A 20,490-nucleotide genomic window follows, 5' to 3' on the forward strand; every position below is an offset into this window, starting at 1 on the left:
GGGCGTCGACGCAGCGATACCCGTGCACTCTGAGAACTCGACTCCCTTCGCCGGTACTAGCCGGATCAGGTTCGAGGGTCTGCGGCGGTCCGCACTCTCAGCGCCCGGCCCGGCAGCATGCTGCCGATCGGCGCTCCCCTGTCGTGTGTTGCTTGAGCGTTCCCGATCCTACACCGGCGCAGCGGTGTCCCGCCGATCGTGCCTGCGATCGGGTGCGGAGCACGACTAGGCTAGGCGCAGGACTATTCGGACCAGAAGGAGAAACCATGAACGTGGTGTTCAAACTGCTCGGCGTCGGCCTCAGCGCGGGTGCGGGCTTCGTCGGGACCAAGCTCGTCGACTTCCTGTGGGAGAAGATCACGGGCGAGGCCCCGCCGAAGAGCAAGGACGGGCTGGAGAACACCCTGCGCTCGGCGCTCGTGTTCGCCATCATCTCGGGGGCCGTGAGCACCACCATCCAGGTGCTCACCAACCGCTCCACGCAGAAGGCGATCGCCCGGTACTCGAAGACCCGCGACCTGACCTGACCCGGTCCGGCCTTCCGCCGGTCGGAGGAGGTCGAAGGGAGGAGGGGCGTCCCTCCTCCCTTTTTCGTGGCATCCCGCGGCCGGTCCCCCGATCAGTCCGCGCCCTCGATGCGCAGCCCGGGTGTCACGGCCTGCAGGATGCGGTGCAGGCTCATGGCGATGGCGGCCGCGGCGCCGAAGGGCACGTCCGGGGTGGAGGAGTCGTACGCCGCGGCCGCGAGGGCCCGCAGGCTGTCCTCAGCGGCCTGGAGCGTGGCGGCGTCGTCCTCCTCCACGGTCCACAGGTCGAGCACGTCACCGACGGCGGTGAACGAGCGCTGGAGGGCCGGCCGGACGGCCCGCGGGATGGGGTGCTCCCTGGACGTCCCGTGCAGGGCGTCCTGCAGCATGTTCGTGATGTTCAGCGTGTGGGCGGCGACCACCTCGAGGACCTCCACGTGCTGGTGGTCGCGGCGGACGTCGCGCGGGTGGAAGCGGCGCCGGACGTTGCCCTTCCGGCTCTCGTCCGCGTACTGCAGGGCGTCGCGCGCGTTCCGGGCGGACGCCATGAGGTCGTCCCGGCGCTCCGACCAGCGGGGGTCGTCCGCGGCCCAGTCCGTCTCGAGGGCCTCGCCCATCTCCTGCAGCTGCCGGGCCGCCGTCCTGCGGAGCCGGCTCATCTGCCCCACGGCGTCATTCAGGTTCAGTGGCGGCAGGATCAGCGCGCTCACCGCGACCCCCACGCCCACCCCCACCACGGTCTGCACGAGGTAGCCGAGCGAGTACCCGAGGTTGTCGTTGCCGATGACGAGAACGAACAGCCCGGCGGAGGCGATGCCGGAGCCACCGCCCGCCGTCCTCCGCAGGGCGCCTCCCAGGAGCACGCCCGCTCCGACGACGAAGGCGATCGTCGCCCAGTTCGGATCCCCTGCCCAGACCGCCACGTAGGCCAGGACGATCCCGATCGTGAGACCGACGACCGTCTGCAGTCCCGACTTCAGCGACCCGGCGACGGTGGGGTAGATGGCGAGCAGGGCGCCCAGCGGTGCGTAGTACGGGTACCGGGAGGCCTCCCCGGGGATGGCCAGCGCAAGGGTCCAGGCGACGGCCGCGGCAAGCGCGGCCTTGGCGGCGAGGAGGAACTGGGGACTGACCGCCGCGGAGCGCAGGCGGTCCTTCAGGTCGTCGTCGAAACGGGCGGCGAGGACACCCCGGCCGGATGTGCTCCTGTTCTTGGCCATCCCCGCAGTATGGCAGCCGGACCTGAGAACGCCCCTGCCGCAGCGACCCCGGGAACGGAGTCGCCTCCCGGTGACGACCGGCCCCTTACTACTCAGGGATGACGCGCGGGGGCGTCTTCCTTCCTAGGCTTGGAGGGTCGTAAACCGTCGGCCGAAGGAGGAGACATGCACTTCGTCCACAGCAGGGCCCTCTGGTTCCTGGCCACCCTGCTCGTGCTGATGCCGGTCCTCGTGATCGCGCACACCGAGACCGGGCGCGCCCTGGACGCCGCCGTCCTCTACAGCCTCATCACCGCCGCTGCCATCGGGGGTCTCAACGCAGCCCTCGTCAGCCGGCGCCGGCACTCCGGCCACTCCGGAGAGCCGCCCGCGCACGGCCGGGGGACAGCCTCGCCCGGACCGATGGCGCAGGCCGGACGCACGAAGGACCGCCCCCGGACGGGACGGTCCTTCGTCTGAACGGGAGGGCAGGACCTACGCGGTGCGGGCCCGTTCGGACCGCACCAGGGCTTTGTGCTCCTCGATGCGGGCCTGCTGGAGCGGTGTCCTGCGGTTCAGGAGCCAGGCACCGCCGAGCAGCGCGAACCACAGGGGCGCGATGACCAGTGCCAGGCGCGTGTCCTCAGCCTGTGCGAGGGCCACGAGCATGAAGAGGAAGAACGCGAGGACCACGTACGGCATGAACGAGGAGCCGGGCATCCGGAAGGCCGATGCCTCGTGCAGCTCGGGCCGACGGCGGCGGAACGCGACGTAGCTGATGAGGATCATGGACCAGACGAACATCGTCAGGACCGAGGCCACCGAGGTGACGATGGTGAAGGCACCGATCACGGAGTCGCCCGAGTAGAGCAGGATCAGCCCGGCGAGCAGGAAGATGCAGGAGAACAGCAGGGCGTTCTGCGGGACCTTGCGGGAACTGAGCTTGCCGAACGACTGCGGCGCGTTGCCGTCCTGCGCCAGCCCGTAGACCATGCGTGAGGTCGAGTAGATGCCGGAGTTCGCGCTGGAGGCGGCCGAGGTCAGCACCACGAGGTTCACCACGACGGCGGCGATGCCGAGGCCTGCGAGCGTGAACATGCCGATGAACGGGCTGTTCGCGGCGTCGATGGTCCGCCACGGGTTGACGGCCATGATCACGATCAGCGCACCCACGTAGAAGAGCAGGATGCGGATGGGGATGGAGTTCACGGCACGGGGCAGCGTCTTCTCGGGGTCCTTCGTCTCCGCGGCGGCGGTGCCCACCAGTTCGATGCCGGCGAACGCGAAGATCGCGATCTGGAAGCCGAGGATGAAGCCGAAGAGACCGTGCGGGAACATGCCGCCGTCGTTCCAGATGTTCGCGAGATCGGCGACCTGCCCGCCGGGCGACTGGAAGCGGGTGGCGATCATGACAATGCCCGTGACGATCAGCGCGAGGATGGCGACCACCTTGATGATGGCGAACCAGAACTCCGCCTCGCCGAACGCCTTCACGGTGGGGAGGTTCAGGAGCAGCAGCACCACGGGGGTGGCGAGCGCCGGGATCCACAGCGGGGTGCCGGGCGCGAGGATGTCGACGTAACCGGCGATGGCGACGATGTCCGCGACACCGGTGACCACCCAGAAGAACCAGTAGGACCAGCCGGTAAAGAAGCCCGCCCAGGGGCCGAGCAGGTCGCCGGCGAAGTCGCTGAAGGACTTGTACTCGAGGTTGGAGAGCAGGATCTCGCCCATGGCGCGCATGACGAAGAACAGCATGAAGCCGATGATCATGTACACGAAGATCACGGAGGGGCCGGCGAGCGAGATGGTCTTGCCGGAGCCCATGAACAGGCCGGTGCCGATTGCACCACCGATGGCGAGCAGTTGGATGTGGCGGTTGCTGAGCGCCCGGGTGAGGTGCGGGGACTGGTGCTGGTCGCCGGCGGCGTGGGCCGTGGAGACCATCGCCGAGGAAGCGGATTCGGGCATGGGGTAGGAATTCCTTCTGCGGCTGCAGGGCATGCGGGCATGACTGCGAGCGGGTGGGTCGGGATGAGGACAGACCTAAAACCCTGAACCGTCCGCGGGCGTGAGTCAAATCACGGCGCCGGGAATCGTCGGTCGACATCCGTCGCGGGCGGCCGTTCCACCCGCCCCGGGGCCTTCTCTGTCCCCCGGGACTTCGACATACTGGCCGCATGACGATCCTCAGCACCCAGGACATCCTCGACGCCGGGCTGGACGACTGGCGGAAGCTGGCGCAGGCACTGCATGCCCGCTTCCTGACGCGCGACTTCGCCACGGGCCTCGCGTTCGTCTCCGCCATCGGGGAACTCGCGGAGGAGGCGGGCCACCACCCCGATGTGACGCTCACCTACCCGCATGTCGACGTGAGGCTCCTCAGCCACGACGCGTCCGGCGTGACCGGGCGCGACGTCGAGCTCGCCCGACGGATCAGTCGGGTCGCCGCCGGCCAGGGCGTCCCGGCCGATCCCGCCGCGCCCGCCGTCGTCGAACTCGCCCTCGACACCGCGGACGTGGCCGCCATCGGTCCGTTCTGGGCCGCCCTGCTGACCGGCGACGCCGGCGCGCGGGACGGGGACGACATCGAGGATCCCGGCGGGCGGGTGCCGCTGCTGTGGTTCCAGCACACCGACGCCCACGAGACCCCGCGGCAGCGCTTCCACCTGGACGTGTGGGTGCCGCACGACGCGGCGGAGGGGCGCATCGCGGCCGCCGTCGCCGCCGGGGGCAGAGTGGTCGACGACGCCGCGGCGCCGTCCTTCACGGTGCTGGCGGACGCCGAGGGCAACCGCGCCTGCGTCTGCACCATCCTCGACCGCTGACCCCCGGAGCCGATGATGACCCCTGAAGGTGCGGCGGACGACGTCGAGGTGCTCGTGGTCGGGGCCGGCCCCACGGGCCTGATGCTGGCGAACTGGCTGGTGAAACTGGGCGTGCCCGTCGCGGTCATCGACGGCAAGGACGGGCCGACGGTGGAGTCGCGCGCCCTGGGCGTGCACTCGCGCTCCATGGAGATCTACGACCAGCTCGGCGTCGTGGACGGCGTGCTGGCCGAGGCCCAGCACGCCGAGTCGCTGCGCCAGGGGTACGGGCGGAAGGCCTTCACCCCCATCCCGCTGACCCGGCTCGGGCAGGGCCTCACGCCCTACCCCGGGATGTACATGCTGGAGCAGAGCGCCAACGAGCGGATCCTTGCCGCCAACCTGCAGGCAACCGGCGGATCCGTGCGCTGGCGGCACCGGCTGGCCACCCTGGAGCAGCACGACGGCGCCGTCTCCGCCGTCGTCGAGGGCCCCGCCGGGACCTCGACCATCCGTGCGCGCTTCGCCGTCGGCTGCGACGGTGCGTCCTCGGCCGTCCGGTCCCTGTGCGGCACGCCCTTCGAGGGCACGACCAGCCGGCAGAGCTTCTACCTCGTGGACGCGCTGGGCGTCCGGGGGCTCAGCCCCGCCTCCGTGAACATCCGCCAGGGCGCCACCGAGTTCCTGCTCGCGTTCCCCATGCGCCCGGCGGAGGACGGCCGGAGCGGGCAGCGCCTCATCGGCATCGCCGGCGACGACACCCCGCCGATCACGGAGGACGTCGCGCGCCGCCGCCTGGCCGAGGGCTTCGGCGTCACGTACGAGGACCACCGCTGGTTCTCCACGTACCGCGTCCACCACCGGATCGCCGCTCGGTTCCGGACCGGCTCCGTGTTCCTCGCCGGCGACGCCGCCCACGTCCACTCACCCGTCGGCGCGCAGGGCATGAACACCGGACTCCAGGACGCCCACAACCTCGCGTTCAAACTCGCGGACGTGGTCGCGGCTCGTGCCCCGGAGTCGCTCCTGGACCGCTACGAGGCCGAGCGCCGACCCGTGGCCGTGCGCCTGCTGAGGACGACGGACACCGTGTTCCGCGGGGTCACCTCCCGCAGGAGGACCGCGGTCCTGGTACGCCGCTACGTGCCGCAGGTGGTGCTGCCCGTCGCCATGGCCGTGCTGCCCCGCCTGCCGGTGGGCCGCCGTCTGGCCGGATACCTGGGCCAGCTGAGGATCCACTACCGCATGCCCGGCTCGCCCCCGGGGCGGCGCCGCGACGCCGTCGTCGGCCGCCGCCTGCCCTGGACGGGGGAGAACTTCGCGGCACTCCGCACCGCGGTGTGGCAGCTGCACCTGTATGCGGGGGACGACGCCGCGGCACGCCTGGCAGGTGTGGTCGCCGGCGAGCTCGGACTTCCCCTCTCCACCTTCGCGACGACCGGGTCGACCCCGCTCGAGGCCGGCGTGCTGTACCTCGTACGGCCCGACGGCTTCGTGGCGGCGGCGGCCACGCCTGCCAAGGCGCTCCCCGCCTTCGACGCCGCGCGGCGCGCCTCGCCCACAACGGGATCCCCTGCTCACCCCGCCGAGACGAAAGGACTGCCATGACGGACGCCATCGATACGGGCGTCGCCCCCTCGGGCACCGGCTGCAAGGAGTGCGACGCCTCCGGAGGCTGGTGGGTGCACCTGCGCCGGTGCGCCGCGTGCGGTCAGGTGGGGTGCTGCGACAGCTCCCCGTCCCGCCACGCCTCCGCGCACGCGGCGTCGGCCGGTCATCCGGTGGCGATGTCCTTCGAGCCGGGCGAGGACTGGTTCTGGGACTACCGCACGCACCAGTTCACGGACGGTCCTGCCCTCGCCGAGCCGACCAGCCGCCCGGCCGACCAGCCCGTCCCCGGCCCGGCCGGGCGCGTGCCCGCCGACTGGCGACGCCGCATCCACTGACCCGGGCAGCGACACCACGGCGCGCCCCCCTGTCGTCGTGCTCCGGGCGTCGGTGGCAGCGTCTAGGCTTCGAAGGCCGGCACCGGGACGAGGAGCCGGCACCACGGGGAGACGGGGTGTGAGGATGGACGGTTCCGGTGCGTCCGGTGCGGCGCCGCGCCGGCCGATGGGCTCGACCGAAGGCGGCTCGCTCCTGCCGTCGGGGTACGCCTCCCCCGCTCAGGACTGGTTCGAGGACCGCATCGACCTCAACCGCCACCTCATCAAGGACATCACGAGCACCTTCATCGTCCGGGTCTCCGGGGATGCCATGGAGGGAGCGGGCATCTCCGACGGCGACGAGCTGATCGTCGATCGCGCCCTGCGCCCGCGCGACGGGTCCGTGGTGATCGCGGTGCTCGACGGCGAGCTCGTCATCCGCAGGCTCCGGATCGCACCGTCGGGAGTTCTGCTCGTCGCCGCCCACACCGCCTACGAGCCCATCCCCGTCCCCGATCCGGACCACCTGGTGATCTGGGGGGTCGCCACCCGGTGCCTGCACCATGTCTGAGCACCATGTCTGAGCACCGCAGCAGCATCGCGCTGGTGGACGTCAACAATTTCTACGTCTCCTCCGAGCGCGCCTTCGACCCGTCGCTCGAGGGCCGGCCGCTCGTGGTGCTCTCCAACAACGACGGCTGCGTGATCACCCGCAGCCCCGAAGCGAAGGCCCTCGGCATCAGCATGGGCACGCCGTGGTTCCGCATCGCCGGGCAGGCGCGGGACTGGGGGCTGGAGGTGCGTTCGAGCAACTACGAGCTCTACGGCGACCTCAGCGCCCGCGTCATGGAACTCCTCGGCCGGTACACCGGGAACCTCGAGATCTACAGCATCGACGAGGCCTTCCTCACCCTCTCGGGCCCCCTGGACGCCCAGCACCGCACCGGAACCGAGATACGGGCCGTGGTGCGCCGCCACGTCGGCCTGCCCGTCTGCGTGGGGATCGCGCCCACCAAGACCCTCGCCAAGCTCGCCAACCGCTGGGCGAAGGGCAACCCGGGCTTCGACGGCGTGTGCCACTGGGACCTGGTGCCCGAGGAGCACCGGCGGTCCCTGCTGCAGCGCCTCGCTGTCTCGGACATCTGGGGTGTCGGGGCGAGGAACGCCCAGCGGCTCAACGCGATCGGGATCGACTCGGCATGGGACCTCGCCGCCGCCGACCCCGTCGGCATCCGCAAGCGCTTCTCGGTGGTGCTCATGAGGACGGTGCTCGAGCTGCAGGGCACTTCCTGCATCACCGGACACGAATCCACCGGCAACGAGCAGGTGCTCTACTCCCGCTCCTTCGCCACACCGGTGACCACGCGGGATGCGATGCACCAGGCGCTCAGCACCTACGCGCAGGGCGCCGCCTCCCGCCTGGCCCGGAAGTCACTGCAGGGGCGGGTGATCACGGCCTTCGCCGCCACCTCACCCTTCAGCACCGGACCCAGGAGCGCGCCGACCGTCTGCGTCCCGCTGCCCGCCCACACGGCGAACCCCCTAGAACTGACGCGCGCCGCGGATCGGCTCCTCCCCCTCGTCGAGGAGGGTGTGCCGTACATCCGCGCGGGCGTGGTCGTCACCGACCTGCGACCCGCCGGCGCCCAGGCCCTGCTGCCGGTCGACGGCTCGGCGCCGAAGGACACAGGTCTTCTCCTACACGACGTGGGCCGGCGGTTCGGACGGTCGGCCATCGGGCTCGGCCACGCGGGGCTGAAGGCGGGCTCCGACTGGACGATGAAACGGGACATGCTCTCGCCCCACTACACGACCAAGTGGTCGGAGCTACCCGTCGTGAAGGCCCGGTAGGCGCACGCGCGTCAGGCGGCAGCCCTCATCGGCAGGACGGCGTCGAGGTGGGCTGCGAGCGCGCGCGGGCTGAACGGCTTGGCCAGGAAGTGGTCGGATCCGGCCGCGAGGCACTGTTCCTCGGTGAGCTGCGGGGGCCGGGCGGAGATCGTGAGGATATGTGCCGTCGATCCGGCGCGCAACCGGGGGCACAGGTCGAGTCCGTCCATGTCCGGGAGGTTGAGGTCCAGCGTGACGAGCTGGGGGTCCACCGTGTCGACGAGGCGCTGCCCCTCGGCTCCCGTGACCGCCTCGTGCACCGTGAAACCCCGGCCGGACAACACGATGCCGAGCAGCCGGCGGATGTCGCCGTCGTCCTCGATGATCACCGCGTTGCGCTGCAGCCCTACCATTCCTGAACCCGATTTCCTTGACGTCGCCCCATGATCAGCAGCCACCTTACCTTCTCCTGCCGGCCCTGCGGCTCTCCACCGGTGGTCCCGGGGGCTGCTTGACAGGCCGGTGACGCACCCTTCCGCGCGCCGTCCGGCCCGTGGAGGTCCGTCGCGCCGCCGTCTGCGCTCAGGCGCGATCCCTGCGCGCCCGCCGGCCGGTGCCACCGGGTGCGCGGGGCGCTGCCGGGTCGACGACGGCGGGATCCACCGGTACCGGGCCGCCGATGGCCGGGGTGCCGGCTGCCGGGTCGGGTTGCGGTGACTCGTGGGCCTCCGCCTCCCCGGCCGCCGCCCGCGCCACGACGTCATCGAGCTCGTCGAGGGTGAGCAGGTCGCGTCGCAGGTGCCGTGTGCGGTAGCCTGCCCGGCCCACCATGTGCGCGGACACCGGACTGGTGAGCAGCTGGAACACCCAGCACAGCACGAGCACGGGTACCAGGAGCCAGGTCCCGTTCTCGACGGCGAGCGCCAGCAGGAAGAGCAGCAGTCCGAGGACCTGCGGCTTCGTGGCGGCATGCATGCGCGAGAGGAGGTCCGGGAAACGTGCGAGGCCGATCCCGGCGGCGAGGGACATGAGGGCCCCGCCGATCATCAGGACGGCGACGACGACGTCGGTGGCCATGGCGCTACTTCCTGTCCGTGACGAAGCGGGCCACCGTGACGGAGCCGATGAAACCGATCAGGGAGATCGTGACGAGCAGGACCAGGTTGTCGAGGTGCCGGTTCGCCACCATGTTCACGACGAGCGCGGCGCCGATGATGGCGAGGACGACGTCGAGCGCCAGCACGCGGTCGAGGATGGACGGGCCCCGGACCGCCCGGAAGAGCGCGAAGGCGAGAGCCACCGCGAGTATTCCTCCTACGACATACATAACGACGGTCATCGGCGCACCCCCTCGGCCCGCAGTGCTGCGAGGTCGTCGCGGCTACCCATGATCCGGATGAGCCATGCCTCCGTGGCGCGGACGTCACGGCGGATCGCGGCGGCGTCGTCGGCCGAGGCGACGTTGAGGCAGTGCAGGTAGAGGGTCGACGTGGAGCGGTCCACCTCCAGGACGAGCGATCCCGGGATGAGGGAGATGGCGTGGCCGGTGGCCGTGACCAGGAAGTCCGAGTGGCTGCGCAGTGTCACGGCGACGACGGCATTGCGGAGTCGCGACCCCCGGGTGAGAGCCAGCCAGAACACCTCGGCGCTGGCCGTGACGAGTTTGAGGAAGAAGCGCCCGAGGAAGGGGATCAGCCACAGGACGTTGAACCGGCCCGTCAGTTCGACGGGCGGCAGGTAGAAGAAGTTCACGACGACGTAGGCGAGGATCGCCCCGAACGCCAGGTTCCCCACCCCGAAGTCCTGCCAGAGGGCGCCCCAGACGAGGACGAGCCAGACGACCAGGGGCAGTTCGGTGATGAGGGGGATGCGCTGGCGGCTCATCGGTCGGCTCCCGGTCCGAGGACTGCCTCGATGTAGGGGGTGCGGTCGAGCATCTCCTGGGCCGCGTCGTCACTGAGGGCGAAGAGCGGGCCGGCAAGGACCGTCAGGGCGAGTCCGAGGACCACCAGGCCGATCGTGGGACCGGTCATGGTGCGGGGCAGCAGGGTGACCGGGTCCTTGCCGGCGAACTTCCCGGTGTCCTCGCCGGTCACGTGGCGGGACGTGCCGATGCTGGTGCCGTCGGCCTTGCTGGCGAGCAGGATGGGGTCCGGGTCGTCGGCATCGGCGGGGCTGCGCCAGAACGCGCGGTTCCAGACGCGCGCCATGACCAGGAGCGTCAGCAGGCTCGTGGCCACCCCACCCGCGACGAGGAGGTAGGCCAGTGGTGTGCCGAGGTCCACGCCGGCCTGGATGAGCCCGAGCTTGCCGAGGAAGCCCGAGAAGGGCGGGATCCCGGCGAGGTTCATGGCGGGCAGGAAGAACAGCACGCCGAGCAGCGGGGAGAGCCGCGCGAGTCCGCCGAGCCGGTCCATGTTCGCGGTCCCACCCCGACGCTCGATGAGTCCCGTGACGAGGAACAGGCTGGTCTGCACGGTGATGTGGTGCGCCACGTAGTAGACGGCCGCCCCGAGCCCGATCCGCGTGGAGATGGCCAGACCGAAGACCATGTACCCGATATGGCTGACGAGCGTGAAGGACAGCAGCCTCTTGATCTCCGACTGCGCGAGGGCGCCGAGGATGCCCACCACCATGGTCAGCAGGGCCACGACCATCAGGAGGGAGTTGATGCGGTCACCGGGGAAGAGCAGCGTCTCGACCCGGACCATCGCGTACACGCCCACCTTGGTCAGCAGGCCCGCGAACACGGCGGTCACCGGCGCCGGCGCCGTCGGGTAGGAGTCCGGGAGCCAGAAGGAGAGCGGGAACACGGCGGCCTTGATGCCGAACGCCACGAGCAGCATCAGGTGGAGCACCATCTGCGTGGCAGGATCGACGTCCTCGAGCTTCACCGCGAGGTCCGCCATGTTGACGGTGCCCGTGGCTCCGTAGATCATCGCGATCGCGATGAGGAACAGCATCGAGGACACCACGCTCACGACGACGTAGGTGACACCCGCGCGGATGCGCGGCGCGGTCCCCCCGAGCGTCATCAGCACGTAGCTCGCGGTCAGGAGGATCTCGAAGCCCACGTACAGGTTGAAGAGGTCGCCGGTGAGGAAGGCGTTGGACACCCCGGCGACCAGGATCAGGTAGGTGGGGTGGAAGATCGAGACCGGGCCGTCCTCGTCACCGTCGGCCATGCCCTGCCCCGCCGCATAGATCAGCACCGAGAGGCTGACGGCGGACGAGACCACGAGCATGAGCGCCGAGAACTGGTCCACCACGAGCACGATCCCGAACGGCGGTTCCCAGCCGCCGAGCTTCACGGCGTGCGTCCCGGCGGCCGGCGCGGCGAGGAGCATGACGACCTCGATCAGCAGGGTGACGCTGAGCGTCGTGATGCTGACGGCCCGCTGGGCGCGCGAATGCCGGATGAGGAGGAAGGTGACGGCGGCCCCGAGGAACGGCAGGACGACGGCGAGCGGCGCGAGGTCGGCGGCGATCACCGGGCGTCCCCGGACCGGTCGGCGGAAACCGCCCCGGAAGAGGGCGCGTCCGATGCGTCAGAGGTGTCCGACCCGTCGTCGGAGAATTCGGTGGTGTCTGCGGCGATGTCGGCGTCGTCCTCGTAGTCGTAGCTGGGCTGGTCCGCGACGCGGCGGTCCTCGGGGTCGTCCTGGACGACGTCCTGCCGCCCGAGCACCCACGACCGGTAGATGATGCCGAGCATGAACGCCGTGACGGCGAACGTGATGACGATCGCCGTCAGGATGAGCGCCTGCGGCAGGCTGTCGGTGTAGTCCTCCGCCGCAATCCCGGAGACGTACAGGGGGGATCTGCCCCCGCCTCCGCTCATCGCGAGCAGGAGGATGTTCGCGCCGTTGCCGAGGAGGATCAGACCGAGCAGCACCCGGGTGAGGCTGCGCTCCAGCAGGAGGTAGATCCCGGCCGCGAAGAAGACGGCCATGAGCACGATCAGGGTGATGTCGACGGTCATGGCCTGACCCCCTCGGTGGCGGGCGGGACGAGGGCATCCGCCCCGGCGTCCTCCTCGACGGGATCGTCCGCCTCGCTGCGCTCGTCGATCTCTGAGCCGAGGCTCCGGAGCACGTCGAGCACCAGGCCGACCACGATGATGTACACGCCGATGTCGAAGATCGTGGACGTCACGAACTTCACGTCCCCGAACACCGGCAGCCAGAACTCGAGGATGTAGCTCTCGAGGACCGCCCCGCCGAGCAGCAGCGGCGCCGCGGCGGTCAGGGACACGATCGCGAGCCCGGCGCCCAGCAGGGCGCCGGCGCTGACGGGGCTCGCCTCGGCGAGTTCGAAGCGGCCTCCCGCGAGGTAGCGGATGGCCAGGGCGATCCCGGCGGTGAGACCTCCGGCGAAGCCTCCACCCGGCAGGTTGTGGCCTGCGACGAGCAGGTAGATCGAGAGCACGATCATGGTGTGGAAGATCAGCCTCGTGACCACCTCGAAGACGATCGAGCGGCGTTCGGGCGCGAGGGTCCGCCCGGCGACGAGCCACGGGTCGCGCGGGACGTCGGCGAAGCGGGCCGCCAGTGCCAGCGCGGCGCCCGACCGCCCGCGGGCGTCGAGGAGTTCCTGTCCCCTGTCCACCGACCCGTCCTCGACGCCGTCGGCCCGGCGCCGGTGGTCGCTGCGCCCGCGGATGAAGATGAGGCTGGCGATGCCGGTCGCGGCGAGGGCCAGGACCGTGATCTCGCCGAAGGTGTCCCAGGCGCGGATGTCCACGAGCAGCACGTTGACGGCGTTCGCGCCACCGCCATCGTCGTAGGCCATCTGCGGGTAGGCGAGCGAGATGGGCGCGGCGTTGCGGGAGGCCATCGCCGACATCGCGATGACGGCCATGATCCCGCCGAACGCGATGCCGAGGACGGCACGCAGCAGGCGGTGCCGGCTCTCGGCCCGGTTCCAGAGGCGGGCCGGCAGCGAGCGCAGCGCGAGCACGAACGCCACCAGCACGATCGTCTCGACGAGCATCTGCGTGAGCGCGAGGTCGGGCGCCCCGTGCAGGGCGAAGACGGCAGCCATACCGTAGCCGGTGATCCCGACCATGAGCACCGCCATGAAGCGCTTGTTCGAGCGCAGCGCGGCGATGATCCCTACGATGATGGCACCCACCACCACGACCTGCGCCGGGGACTGCGCGATCCGGAAGCTCGTGGGCAGCGGGGCGTCGAAGATGATGAGCGCGGTCAGCGGGGTGACGACCGCGGTGGCCAGTATGACGAAGAGGTAGAACGCCAGGGAACCGCGCTGCGTCCGTCCGGTGATCCAGACCGCGACGTCGTCGAGCACACCGATCACCGACCGGTACACCACCTCCGCCTCACGCATCGACGGCAGGCGCTCCTGGAACTGCTCGAAGGGGCGGCGGAGGAGATAGAGCGCCCCTCCCGCCGCCAGCGTGACGCCCGAGAGCAGCAGCGGGAGTCCGAAACCGTGCCACAGGGCCAGGTGCGGGGCGGCGTCGTCGGACGCGAAGAGGGCGGCGTACGGCTGGACGAGTGCATCCAGCGGCCCCGGCCAGACACCGAACACCACGGAGGCGACGGCGAGCACGGCCGGTGCCAGCAGGAACGAGGTCCGCACGCGCGGGAAGGCGGTCCGCGGCCCGCCGTGCTTGAGTGCGAAGGCCCCCCAGACGAACCGGGCGCTGTAGGCGAAGGTGAGGACGGAGCCGACCACGATCCCACCGAGCAGGAGTGTCCCGGCCGCGCCGTCCTCGGCACGATGCGCGAAGGCCTCGAAGACGGATTCCTTGGCGACGAAACCCAGCAGCGGCGGCACGCCGCCCATGGACCCCGCGGCCACGAGGGCGACGGCGAAGAGCACCGGCGACGTGGCTCCCACACCGGACAGGACCCGGAGGTCGCGGGTGCCGGCCTGGTGGTCGATGATGCCGACCACCAGGAAGAGCGTCGCCTTGAAGAAGCCGTGCGCGAGGAGCAGGCCCAGACCGGCCACCGCGCCGTCGCGTCCGCCGAGCCCCACCACCATGGTGAGGAAGCCGAGCTGGCTCACGGTGCCGTAGGCGAGGACGAGCTTGAGATCGAACTGCCGGAGCGCCCGCCACCCTCCGAGCAGCATCGTGGCCATTCCGAGGACGAAGATCACCGGGTGCCAGAAGGCCGTCTCGCTGAAACCGGGGGCGAAGCGCGCCACGAGGAACACCCCGGCCTTCACCATCGCCGCAGCATGGAGGTAGGCGCTGACCGGGGTCGGCGCCGCCATCGCGGCGGGCAGCCAGAAGTGGAAGGGTACGAGCGCCGATTTGGTAACGGCTCCCACCAGCACCAGGGCGATGGCGACGTCGACCAGCGTCCCCCGTGCCGCGAGCGCGTCGGCATCCGCGAGGATCTCCGAGAGGCGGTAGGTCCCGGCCTCCTGCCCGAGCATCACCAGTCCCACGAGCATGGCCAGGCCGCCGAAGGTGGTGATGATGAGGGCCTGCAGCGCGGAACGGCGGGCGGAGAGCCGGTGCCGCGAGTAGCCGATGAGCAGGTAGGACAGGATCGTGGTCAGTTCCCAGAAGATGAACATCAGGATCAGGTCATCGGCGAGGACGAGCCCGAACATCGCGGCGGCGAAGGCGAGGAGCTGCGCCCCGAAGGCCCCGACGTCGGGGTCGTCGTTCTTGAAGTAGCGCGCGCAGTAGAAGAGCACGAGGGCCCCGACGCCGAGGATCAGGATGCAGAGGACGGCTGCCAGGGCATCGAGCCGGAAGGCGAGCTCGAGCTGCAGGCTGGGGATCCAGGGGATGACGAGCGACGGCGGCGCACCGGGCGCACCGTTCGGCGCGGCCTGATCGGCGGCGAGGACGCCGGGGAGTTCGACGAGGAGCCACACGAAGGCCGCCGCCGGGGCTGCGGCGAGGACGAAGAAGGCGGACCTGCCGAGCCGGGAGAAGAGAACGGGCGCCACTAGTGCCAGCGCGAACATCGCGATCAGCACGGTGAGCATGGGAGTCTCGATCTTCCACTGGGGGATGGTCGGGCTCCATCCAGTCTACCGAAGGAATTACTTCAACCTTCCACCGATACGGAGCCGGTCGTCGACCCGACGCTGCCGGAGCGGCCCGGACGTGACGTGCGTCATGCGGCGTTAGCATTTCCCCTATGAGTACGCACCAGCAGCTACCTCCGCCCGCGGAGGCCCCTGCACCGCTGCCGACCGCGGGCTCCGGCCGCATCTTCAGCAAGCCCGTCCTCGCGTGGGCCTCCTGGGACTGGGGCTCGGCTGCGTTCAACGCCATCATGACCACGTTCGTCTTCACGGTCTACCTCACGTCGGAGGCCTTCGGCGGAGAGGAACGGACGTCGCAGGTGCTCGGCTGGGGGCTCGCCGCCGCGGGCCTGCTGATCGCCCTCCTCGCGCCCGTCACCGGCCAGCGTTCGGACAGCGGTGGGCGGCGGAAGCTCTGGCTCGGCGTGAACACCCTCATCGTCGCCGTCCTCACGGCCCTGTGCTTCTTCGTCTTCCCGAGCCCGGGGATGCTGATCCTCGGTGTCGCACTGATCGCCGCCGCGAACATCTTCTTCGAGTTCGCCGGGGTCAACTACAACGCGATGCTGACCCAGATCTCGACGCCGGCGACCATCGGCCGGGTCAGCGGCTTCGGCTGGGCCATGGGCTACGTGGGCGGGATCGCGGCGCTCGTGGTGGTCCTCGTGGTGTTCATCCAGCCCGTGGTCGACTGGGCCGGTGCCTCGAGCGAGGACGGGCTGAACATCCGCCTGGTGGCCGTCTTCTCGGCGCTGTGGTTCGCCGCCTTCGCGCTGCCGGTGATGTTCGCGGTGCCCGAGGTGCCGCGGCGCGCCAGGGCCGCGCAGCTGAACTTCCTGGCCTCCTACGGCCTGCTGGCGCGCCGCGTGAAAACCATCTACCGCGAGAGCCCGCACACCATCTTCTTCCTGCTCGCGAGCGCCATCTTCCGCGACGGACTCGCCGCCGTGTTCACCTTCGGCGGCATCCTCGCGGCGGGCGCCTTCGGCTTCTCGGCGAGCATGGTGATCGTCTTCGCGATCGCCGCCAACGTGGTCGCGGCGATCGGCGCGGTGATCGGCGGCTTCCTGGACGACCGCATCGGGCCGAAGCGCGTCATCATCGCCGCCCTCGTGGGCCTGCTGGTGGCCGGGACGGCGATCCTCCTGCTCGGCACCCGAACGCATTCCTTCTTCGGCATGGAATGGACCTCGGACACCACGTTCTGGGTCTTCGGCCTGCTGCTGACCCTGTTCGTCGGTCCGGCCCAGGCGTCGTCGCGCGCCTACCTCGCGCGCCTCGCCCCGGTGGGGGACGAGGGCGAGCTGTTCGGGCTGTACGCGACGACGGGCCGGGCCGTGAGCTTCCTGGCCCCGACCCTCTTCGCGCTGTGCATCGGGATCTTCGGGTCCCAGCTCTACGGCGTGATCGGCATCCTCGTGGTCCTGCTCGCCGGGCTCCTGGTCCTGCTGCCGGTCAAGCCGCCCGCGCGCGTGACGCGCGCCGTCGTGCCGGAAGCCTGATCCCCTAGATCTCGGTGCGGTGGAAGTTCAGGTGGCTGCGCGACGCCGTCGGCCCCCGCTGGCCCTGGTAGCGGTTCCCGTACTCGCCCGAGCCGTAGGGGTGCACGGCGGGCGAGGTGAGCTTGAAGAAGCACAGCTGCCCGATCTTCGAGCCGGGCCAGAGCTTGATCGGCAGCGTGGCCATGTTGGACAGCTCGAGCGTCACGTGGCCGGAGAACCCCGGGTCGATGAACCCGGCCGTCGAGTGGGTGAGGAGCCCGAGGCGGCCGAGCGAGGACTTGCCCTCGAGGCGCGCTGCGATGTCGTCGGGCAGCGTCACCGTCTCGTAGGTGGAGCCGAGCACGAACTCGCCGGGGTGCAGGATGAACGGCTCGTCGGGGGCCACCTCGACCAGGCGCGTGAGGTCCGGCTGGTCCTCGGCGGGGTCGATGTGCGCGTACTTGTGGTTGTCGAAGAGCCGGAAGTAGCGATCGATGCGCACGTCGACGCTGGAGGGCTGCACCATCGCGGGATCGTGCGGGTCGAGGACGATCCGCTGGGCGTCGAGTTCTGCTCGGATATCGCGGTCTGAGATCAGCACCGTCCCAAGCTACCAGCCCTGCTGGACCCGCCTCAGCGCCCGATCTCGGTGCGCACGGCGAAGAGTTCGGGGAAGAAGGTCAGCTCGAGGGCTCGCTGGAGGAAACCGACGCCGGACGAACCGCCCGTGCCCGCCTTGAACCCGATGGTCCGCGCGACCGTCTTGAGGTGCCGGAACCGCCAGAGCTGGAAGTTGTCCTCGAGGTCCACGAGCTCCTCGCACGCCTCGTAGATGTCCCAGTTCCCCGCGGCGTCCTCGTACACCTGCTTATACACGGCGACCAGCGCGGGCGTGAACTCGTGGGCCACGCCGACATCGCGCCCGAGGAGGTCCGCCGGCACGGCATAGCCGCGCCTCGCCAGCAGAGCGATGAACTCGTCGTACACGCTGCTCTGCCCCAGGAGTTCGATGAGCAGCGCCCGCGCCACCGGATCGGCGTCGAACACCTCGATCATGGCCGCGTTCTTGTTGCCGAGCAGGAACTCCACAGCCCGGTACTGGTAGGACTGGAAACCGCTCGCGGAACCGAGGTCACCGCGGAACTCCGCGTACTCGGACGGCGTGAGGGTGGCCAGCACGGACCACTGCTCCGTCAGCGAGCGCTGGATGTGCTTGATCCGGGCGATCCCCTTCATCGCGGCCCGGAGGTCGTCCGCGCGCAGGTGCAGGCGGACGGCGCGCAGCTCGTGCAGCACGAGCTTCAGCCACAGCTCGGAGGTCTGGTGCTGGATGATGAAGAGCATCTCGTCGTGGTGTTCCGGCGAGCTCACCGGGTGCTGCGCGTCGAGCAGCCTGTCCAGGTCCAGGTACGAGCCGTAGCTCATCCTGTCCGAGAAGTCCCGCTCGATGCCCTGTTCCAGCCTGCGGGTGTTCCGCTCCACGCTCATGCGGCAAGCCTACGTGGGGCGATGATCGGCCGCCCGAACGGCAGAGTGTCGGCCGGCGGGTCTACCTTGGGACCAACCGAAGGAGGCCCTCATGCACATCCGCTGCAGCATCGTCCCGCCGCACCTGCTCACCCGCCTCGCCGCCCTCCGGGATCCGCGGTTGTCCGTCGCCTCGGACGCCGCCCGGCACGCGCTGCTGGAGCTCGATCCCCTCCTGCAGATCCGCGCGGAGGCACTCGGTGCGCCGGTGCGCCGCGGCTCTGCCGTCGTCGGCACCCTGACCCGCCGCGTGTACGACGCCGGCAGCCGTGAGGAGCTCCCGGGGAACCTCGTGCGGGGCGAGGGAGCCCCCGCCACGGGTGACGCCGCCGCGGACGAGGCGTACGACGGCCTCGGTGCCACCTACCGGCTCTTCAGCGAGGAGTACGGGTGGTCGTCGATCGACGGCGCGGGCAAGCCCCTCGAGGCGACCGTGCACTACGGCTCGAACTACGACAACGCCTTCTGGGACGGCGAGCGCATGGTCTTCGGCGACGGCGACGGCGAGATCTTCGGACGCTTCACCGCCTCCCTCACCGTGATCAGCCACGAACTCACCCACGGTTTCACGCAGTACTCCTCCAACCTCGAGTACCAGGGCCAGTCGGGGGCCCTCAACGAGTCGCTGTCGGACGTCTTCGGCGTCCTCGTGGAGCAGCGCGAACTCGGCCAGGACGCCGCGGACGCCTCCTGGCTCGTGGGGGCCGGCATCTTCACGACGGCGGTGGAGGGCACCGCCCTGCGCTCGCTGAAGGCTCCCGGCACGGCCTACGACGACGACATCCTCGGCAGGGACCCCCAACCGGCCACCATGGCGGACTACGTGGAGACGGCCGCGGACAACGGCGGCGTCCACATCAACTCCGGTATCCCCAATCACGCCTTCTACCTCGCGGCCACCACCCTCGGCGGCCCGGCGTGGGAGGGGGCGGGCCGCATCTGGTTCGACGCCGTCCTCGGCGGGGGCATCCCGCCGCAGTGCGATTTCCGCACGTTCGCCGCAGCGACGAACGAGGCGGCCGAGAAGCGCTTCGGGACCGACAGCCGCGAAGCCGGCGCGGTGGCCGAGGCCTGGGTGCAGGTCGGCGTGCTCCCGTGAGGATCGAGATCACCCGTTCGGGCGGCTTCGGCGGCCTCACCCGGACCTGGAGCCTCGAGGTCAGCCGGACGGAGGCCGAGCAGCGCTGGCTCCCGCTCGCGGAGGCCGCGGCGGACGAGGGAGCAGGCGGAGCGCCGTCCGACGGCAGTGCGGCGGGTGGGGGCGCCGGCCCGCGGGGTCGGGGGCCGGCGCGGGACCGCTTCACCTACCGGATCGCGATCGGCTACACGGAGGTCGACCTCCCCGAGAGCCGCCTCGGGGATCCGTGGCGGGAACTGATCGACCGCGCGCGGGCGGCGGGGACGGACGACGGCGCGGGCACGGGCACCGGCACCGGCACCGGCACCGGCACCGGCACCGGCCTGCGTGACGCCGGTCCGGCACGGAGCAGCAGTGCGGATCCCGGGAAGCCGGAAGAACTGTTGTAAGGTGATGGAGCGGTTCAAGCACCGTGCGGGCGTAGCTCAATGGTAGAGCGCTAGCTTCCCAAGCTCGATACGCGGGTTCGATTCCCGTCGCCCGCTCTTGCTCCCCTCGGGGAGGACCATGCGGTGTGCCCAAGGACACCTTCCCCTCCCGGCTCCGGGCGCGGAATCGGCAGTATTCTTGAGGCGATGAATCGCACAATGTTCAAGTCGAAGATCCACCGCGCCACGGTCACCCACGCCGACCTCCACTACGTCGGTTCCGTGACCGTCGACCTCGATCTGCTCGAGGCCGCGGACATCCTGCCCGGCGAGCTCGTCTCGATCGTGGACATCACCAACGGCGCCCGGCTCGAGACCTACACCATCGCCGGCGAGCGCGGCTCCGGTGTCATCGGCATCAACGGCGCCGCCGCGCATCTCGTGCAGCGCGGCGACCTCGTCATCCTCATCACCTACGCGCAGCTGACCACCGAGGAAGCGCGCGCGTTCACGCCCGTCGTCGTGCACGTGGACGCGGACAACCGGATCGTGGAGCTCGGCTCCGATCCCGCGGAGGCCGTGACCGGCGACGTCGAACGCCCCCCGTTCGCCCTGGACAATTCCGCCGTCTCCTGACGTCCTGCCGGCACGCGTCCGCGCGTTGCGGGATC

Annotated in this window: 21 protein-coding genes, 1 tRNA gene, 1 pseudogene and 1 riboswitch; of the genes and pseudogenes, 12 read left to right on the forward strand and 11 right to left on the reverse strand. The window is 70.4% G+C overall.

From position 1 onward, the window contains the following. Positions 1–25: 25 nt before the first annotated feature. Positions 26–150, reverse strand: a riboswitch (TPP riboswitch). A 116-nt stretch (positions 151–266) separates the two neighbouring features. Further along, positions 267–527 (forward strand): DUF4235 domain-containing protein, encoded by a 261-nt coding sequence (locus tag CI785_RS08745; protein WP_105031723.1) that lies wholly within the window; start codon positions 267–269, stop codon positions 525–527. Positions 528–619: 92 nt separating this feature from the next. Here the strand turns inward: CI785_RS08745 and CI785_RS08750 are convergent, their stop codons facing one another. Next, on the reverse strand, positions 620–1,747 hold the full coding sequence (locus CI785_RS08750) for an FUSC family protein (RefSeq protein ID WP_105031724.1): 1,128 nt from the start codon (positions 1,745–1,747) through the stop codon (positions 620–622). Positions 1,748–1,912: 165 nt separating this feature from the next. On the opposite strand from CI785_RS08750, the gene CI785_RS08755 reads away from it, so the two are divergent. Further along, positions 1,913–2,206, forward strand: a complete 294-nt coding sequence (locus CI785_RS08755) for a hypothetical protein (protein WP_105031725.1) — start codon at positions 1,913–1,915, stop codon at positions 2,204–2,206. A 15-nt stretch (positions 2,207–2,221) separates the two neighbouring features. Here CI785_RS08755 and CI785_RS08760 read toward each other — a convergent pair whose 3' ends face one another. After that, on the reverse strand, positions 2,222–3,673 hold the full coding sequence (locus tag CI785_RS08760; protein WP_105032125.1) for an amino acid permease: 1,452 nt from the start codon (positions 3,671–3,673) through the stop codon (positions 2,222–2,224). 233 nt (positions 3,674–3,906) lie between these two features. Here CI785_RS08760 and CI785_RS08765 point away from each other — a divergent pair, with 233 nt between their 5' ends. From CI785_RS08765 to CI785_RS08785, 5 genes are all read left to right on the forward strand, one after another. Next, complete coding sequence (locus CI785_RS08765) at positions 3,907–4,554, forward strand: 4a-hydroxytetrahydrobiopterin dehydratase (RefSeq protein WP_105031726.1); 648 nt, start codon at positions 3,907–3,909, stop codon at positions 4,552–4,554. Between the two features lie 15 nt (positions 4,555–4,569). Further along, complete coding sequence (locus CI785_RS08770; protein WP_105032126.1) at positions 4,570–6,141, forward strand: FAD-dependent monooxygenase; 1,572 nt, start codon at positions 4,570–4,572, stop codon at positions 6,139–6,141. Next, the gene (locus CI785_RS08775; RefSeq protein WP_105031727.1) at positions 6,138–6,479 is read left to right on the forward strand and encodes a UBP-type zinc finger domain-containing protein; all 342 of its coding nucleotides are present in this window, start codon (positions 6,138–6,140) and stop codon (positions 6,477–6,479) included. Before CI785_RS08770 ends, CI785_RS08775 begins: the two co-directional genes overlap by 4 nt. A gap of 166 nt (positions 6,480–6,645) precedes the next feature. Continuing rightward, positions 6,646–7,029 carry a LexA family protein gene (locus tag CI785_RS08780; protein ID WP_240615142.1) on the forward strand — a complete coding sequence of 128 codons (384 nt, stop codon included), beginning with the start codon at positions 6,646–6,648 and terminating at the stop codon, positions 7,027–7,029. A gap of 5 nt (positions 7,030–7,034) precedes the next feature. After that, complete coding sequence (locus CI785_RS08785) at positions 7,035–8,309, forward strand: Y-family DNA polymerase (RefSeq protein WP_105031729.1); 1,275 nt, start codon at positions 7,035–7,037, stop codon at positions 8,307–8,309. A gap of 11 nt (positions 8,310–8,320) precedes the next feature. Here CI785_RS08785 and CI785_RS17075 read toward each other — a convergent pair whose 3' ends face one another. The 7 genes and pseudogenes from CI785_RS17075 to CI785_RS08820 form a co-directional block, all read right to left on the reverse strand. Further along, complete coding sequence (locus CI785_RS17075) at positions 8,321–8,701, reverse strand: response regulator transcription factor (protein ID WP_157940212.1); 381 nt, start codon at positions 8,699–8,701, stop codon at positions 8,321–8,323. A 313-nt stretch (positions 8,702–9,014) separates the two neighbouring features. Then, positions 9,015–9,365 (reverse strand): annotated as a pseudogene (gene mnhG, locus CI785_RS08795) (monovalent cation/H(+) antiporter subunit G); the annotation flags it as partial. 4 nt (positions 9,366–9,369) lie between these two features. Further along, positions 9,370–9,615: an MrpF/PhaF family protein gene (locus CI785_RS08800; RefSeq protein ID WP_420808231.1), complete on the reverse strand. Its 246-nt coding sequence runs from the start codon at positions 9,613–9,615 to the stop codon at positions 9,370–9,372. A gap of 8 nt (positions 9,616–9,623) precedes the next feature. After that, on the reverse strand, positions 9,624–10,172 hold the full coding sequence (locus CI785_RS08805) for a Na+/H+ antiporter subunit E (protein WP_105031733.1): 549 nt from the start codon (positions 10,170–10,172) through the stop codon (positions 9,624–9,626). Continuing rightward, a complete protein-coding gene (locus CI785_RS08810; protein WP_105031734.1) occupies positions 10,169–11,779 on the reverse strand; it encodes a Na+/H+ antiporter subunit D in 1,611 nt (536 codons plus the stop codon). Before CI785_RS08810 ends, CI785_RS08805 begins: the two co-directional genes overlap by 4 nt. Continuing rightward, a complete protein-coding gene (locus CI785_RS08815; RefSeq protein WP_105031735.1) occupies positions 11,776–12,270 on the reverse strand; it encodes a Na(+)/H(+) antiporter subunit C in 495 nt (164 codons plus the stop codon). Before CI785_RS08815 ends, CI785_RS08810 begins: the two co-directional genes overlap by 4 nt. After that, positions 12,267–15,263, reverse strand: a complete 2,997-nt coding sequence (locus CI785_RS08820) for a Na+/H+ antiporter subunit A (RefSeq protein ID WP_105031736.1) — start codon at positions 15,261–15,263, stop codon at positions 12,267–12,269. Before CI785_RS08820 ends, CI785_RS08815 begins: the two co-directional genes overlap by 4 nt. Before the next feature lie 155 nt (positions 15,264–15,418). Here CI785_RS08820 and CI785_RS08825 point away from each other — a divergent pair, with 155 nt between their 5' ends. Beyond that, on the forward strand, positions 15,419–16,807 hold the full coding sequence (locus CI785_RS08825; protein ID WP_105031737.1) for an MFS transporter: 1,389 nt from the start codon (positions 15,419–15,421) through the stop codon (positions 16,805–16,807). A gap of 4 nt (positions 16,808–16,811) precedes the next feature. Here CI785_RS08825 and dcd read toward each other — a convergent pair whose 3' ends face one another. After that, positions 16,812–17,387, reverse strand: coding sequence for a dCTP deaminase (dcd, locus tag CI785_RS08830; protein ID WP_105031738.1), 576 nt, complete (start codon positions 17,385–17,387; stop codon positions 16,812–16,814). Positions 17,388–17,419: 32 nt separating this feature from the next. Further along, positions 17,420–18,274 carry a tryptophan 2,3-dioxygenase gene (locus CI785_RS08835; RefSeq protein WP_105031739.1) on the reverse strand — a complete coding sequence of 285 codons (855 nt, stop codon included), beginning with the start codon at positions 18,272–18,274 and terminating at the stop codon, positions 17,420–17,422. Between the two features lie 91 nt (positions 18,275–18,365). Between CI785_RS08835 and CI785_RS08840 the strand changes: the two genes are divergently transcribed. The 4 genes from CI785_RS08840 to panD all read left to right on the forward strand — a co-directional run bounded on the left by CI785_RS08840 (position 18,366) and on the right by panD (position 20,455). Then, positions 18,366–19,412: a M4 family metallopeptidase gene (locus CI785_RS08840; RefSeq protein ID WP_105031740.1), complete on the forward strand. Its 1,047-nt coding sequence runs from the start codon at positions 18,366–18,368 to the stop codon at positions 19,410–19,412. After that, the gene (locus tag CI785_RS08845) at positions 19,409–19,840 is read left to right on the forward strand and encodes a protealysin inhibitor emfourin (protein ID WP_105031741.1); all 432 of its coding nucleotides are present in this window, start codon (positions 19,409–19,411) and stop codon (positions 19,838–19,840) included. Before CI785_RS08840 ends, CI785_RS08845 begins: the two co-directional genes overlap by 4 nt. Positions 19,841–19,865: 25 nt before the next feature. After that, positions 19,866–19,936 (forward strand) — tRNA-Gly (locus CI785_RS08850). A 90-nt stretch (positions 19,937–20,026) separates the two neighbouring features. After that, positions 20,027–20,455 (forward strand): aspartate 1-decarboxylase, encoded by a 429-nt coding sequence (panD, locus tag CI785_RS08855; protein ID WP_205753591.1) that lies wholly within the window; start codon positions 20,027–20,029, stop codon positions 20,453–20,455. Positions 20,456–20,490 lie beyond the last annotated feature (35 nt).

This window comes from Arthrobacter ruber (assembly GCF_002954225.1).
Lineage (GTDB): Bacteria > Actinomycetota > Actinomycetes > Actinomycetales > Micrococcaceae > Arthrobacter_D > Arthrobacter_D ruber.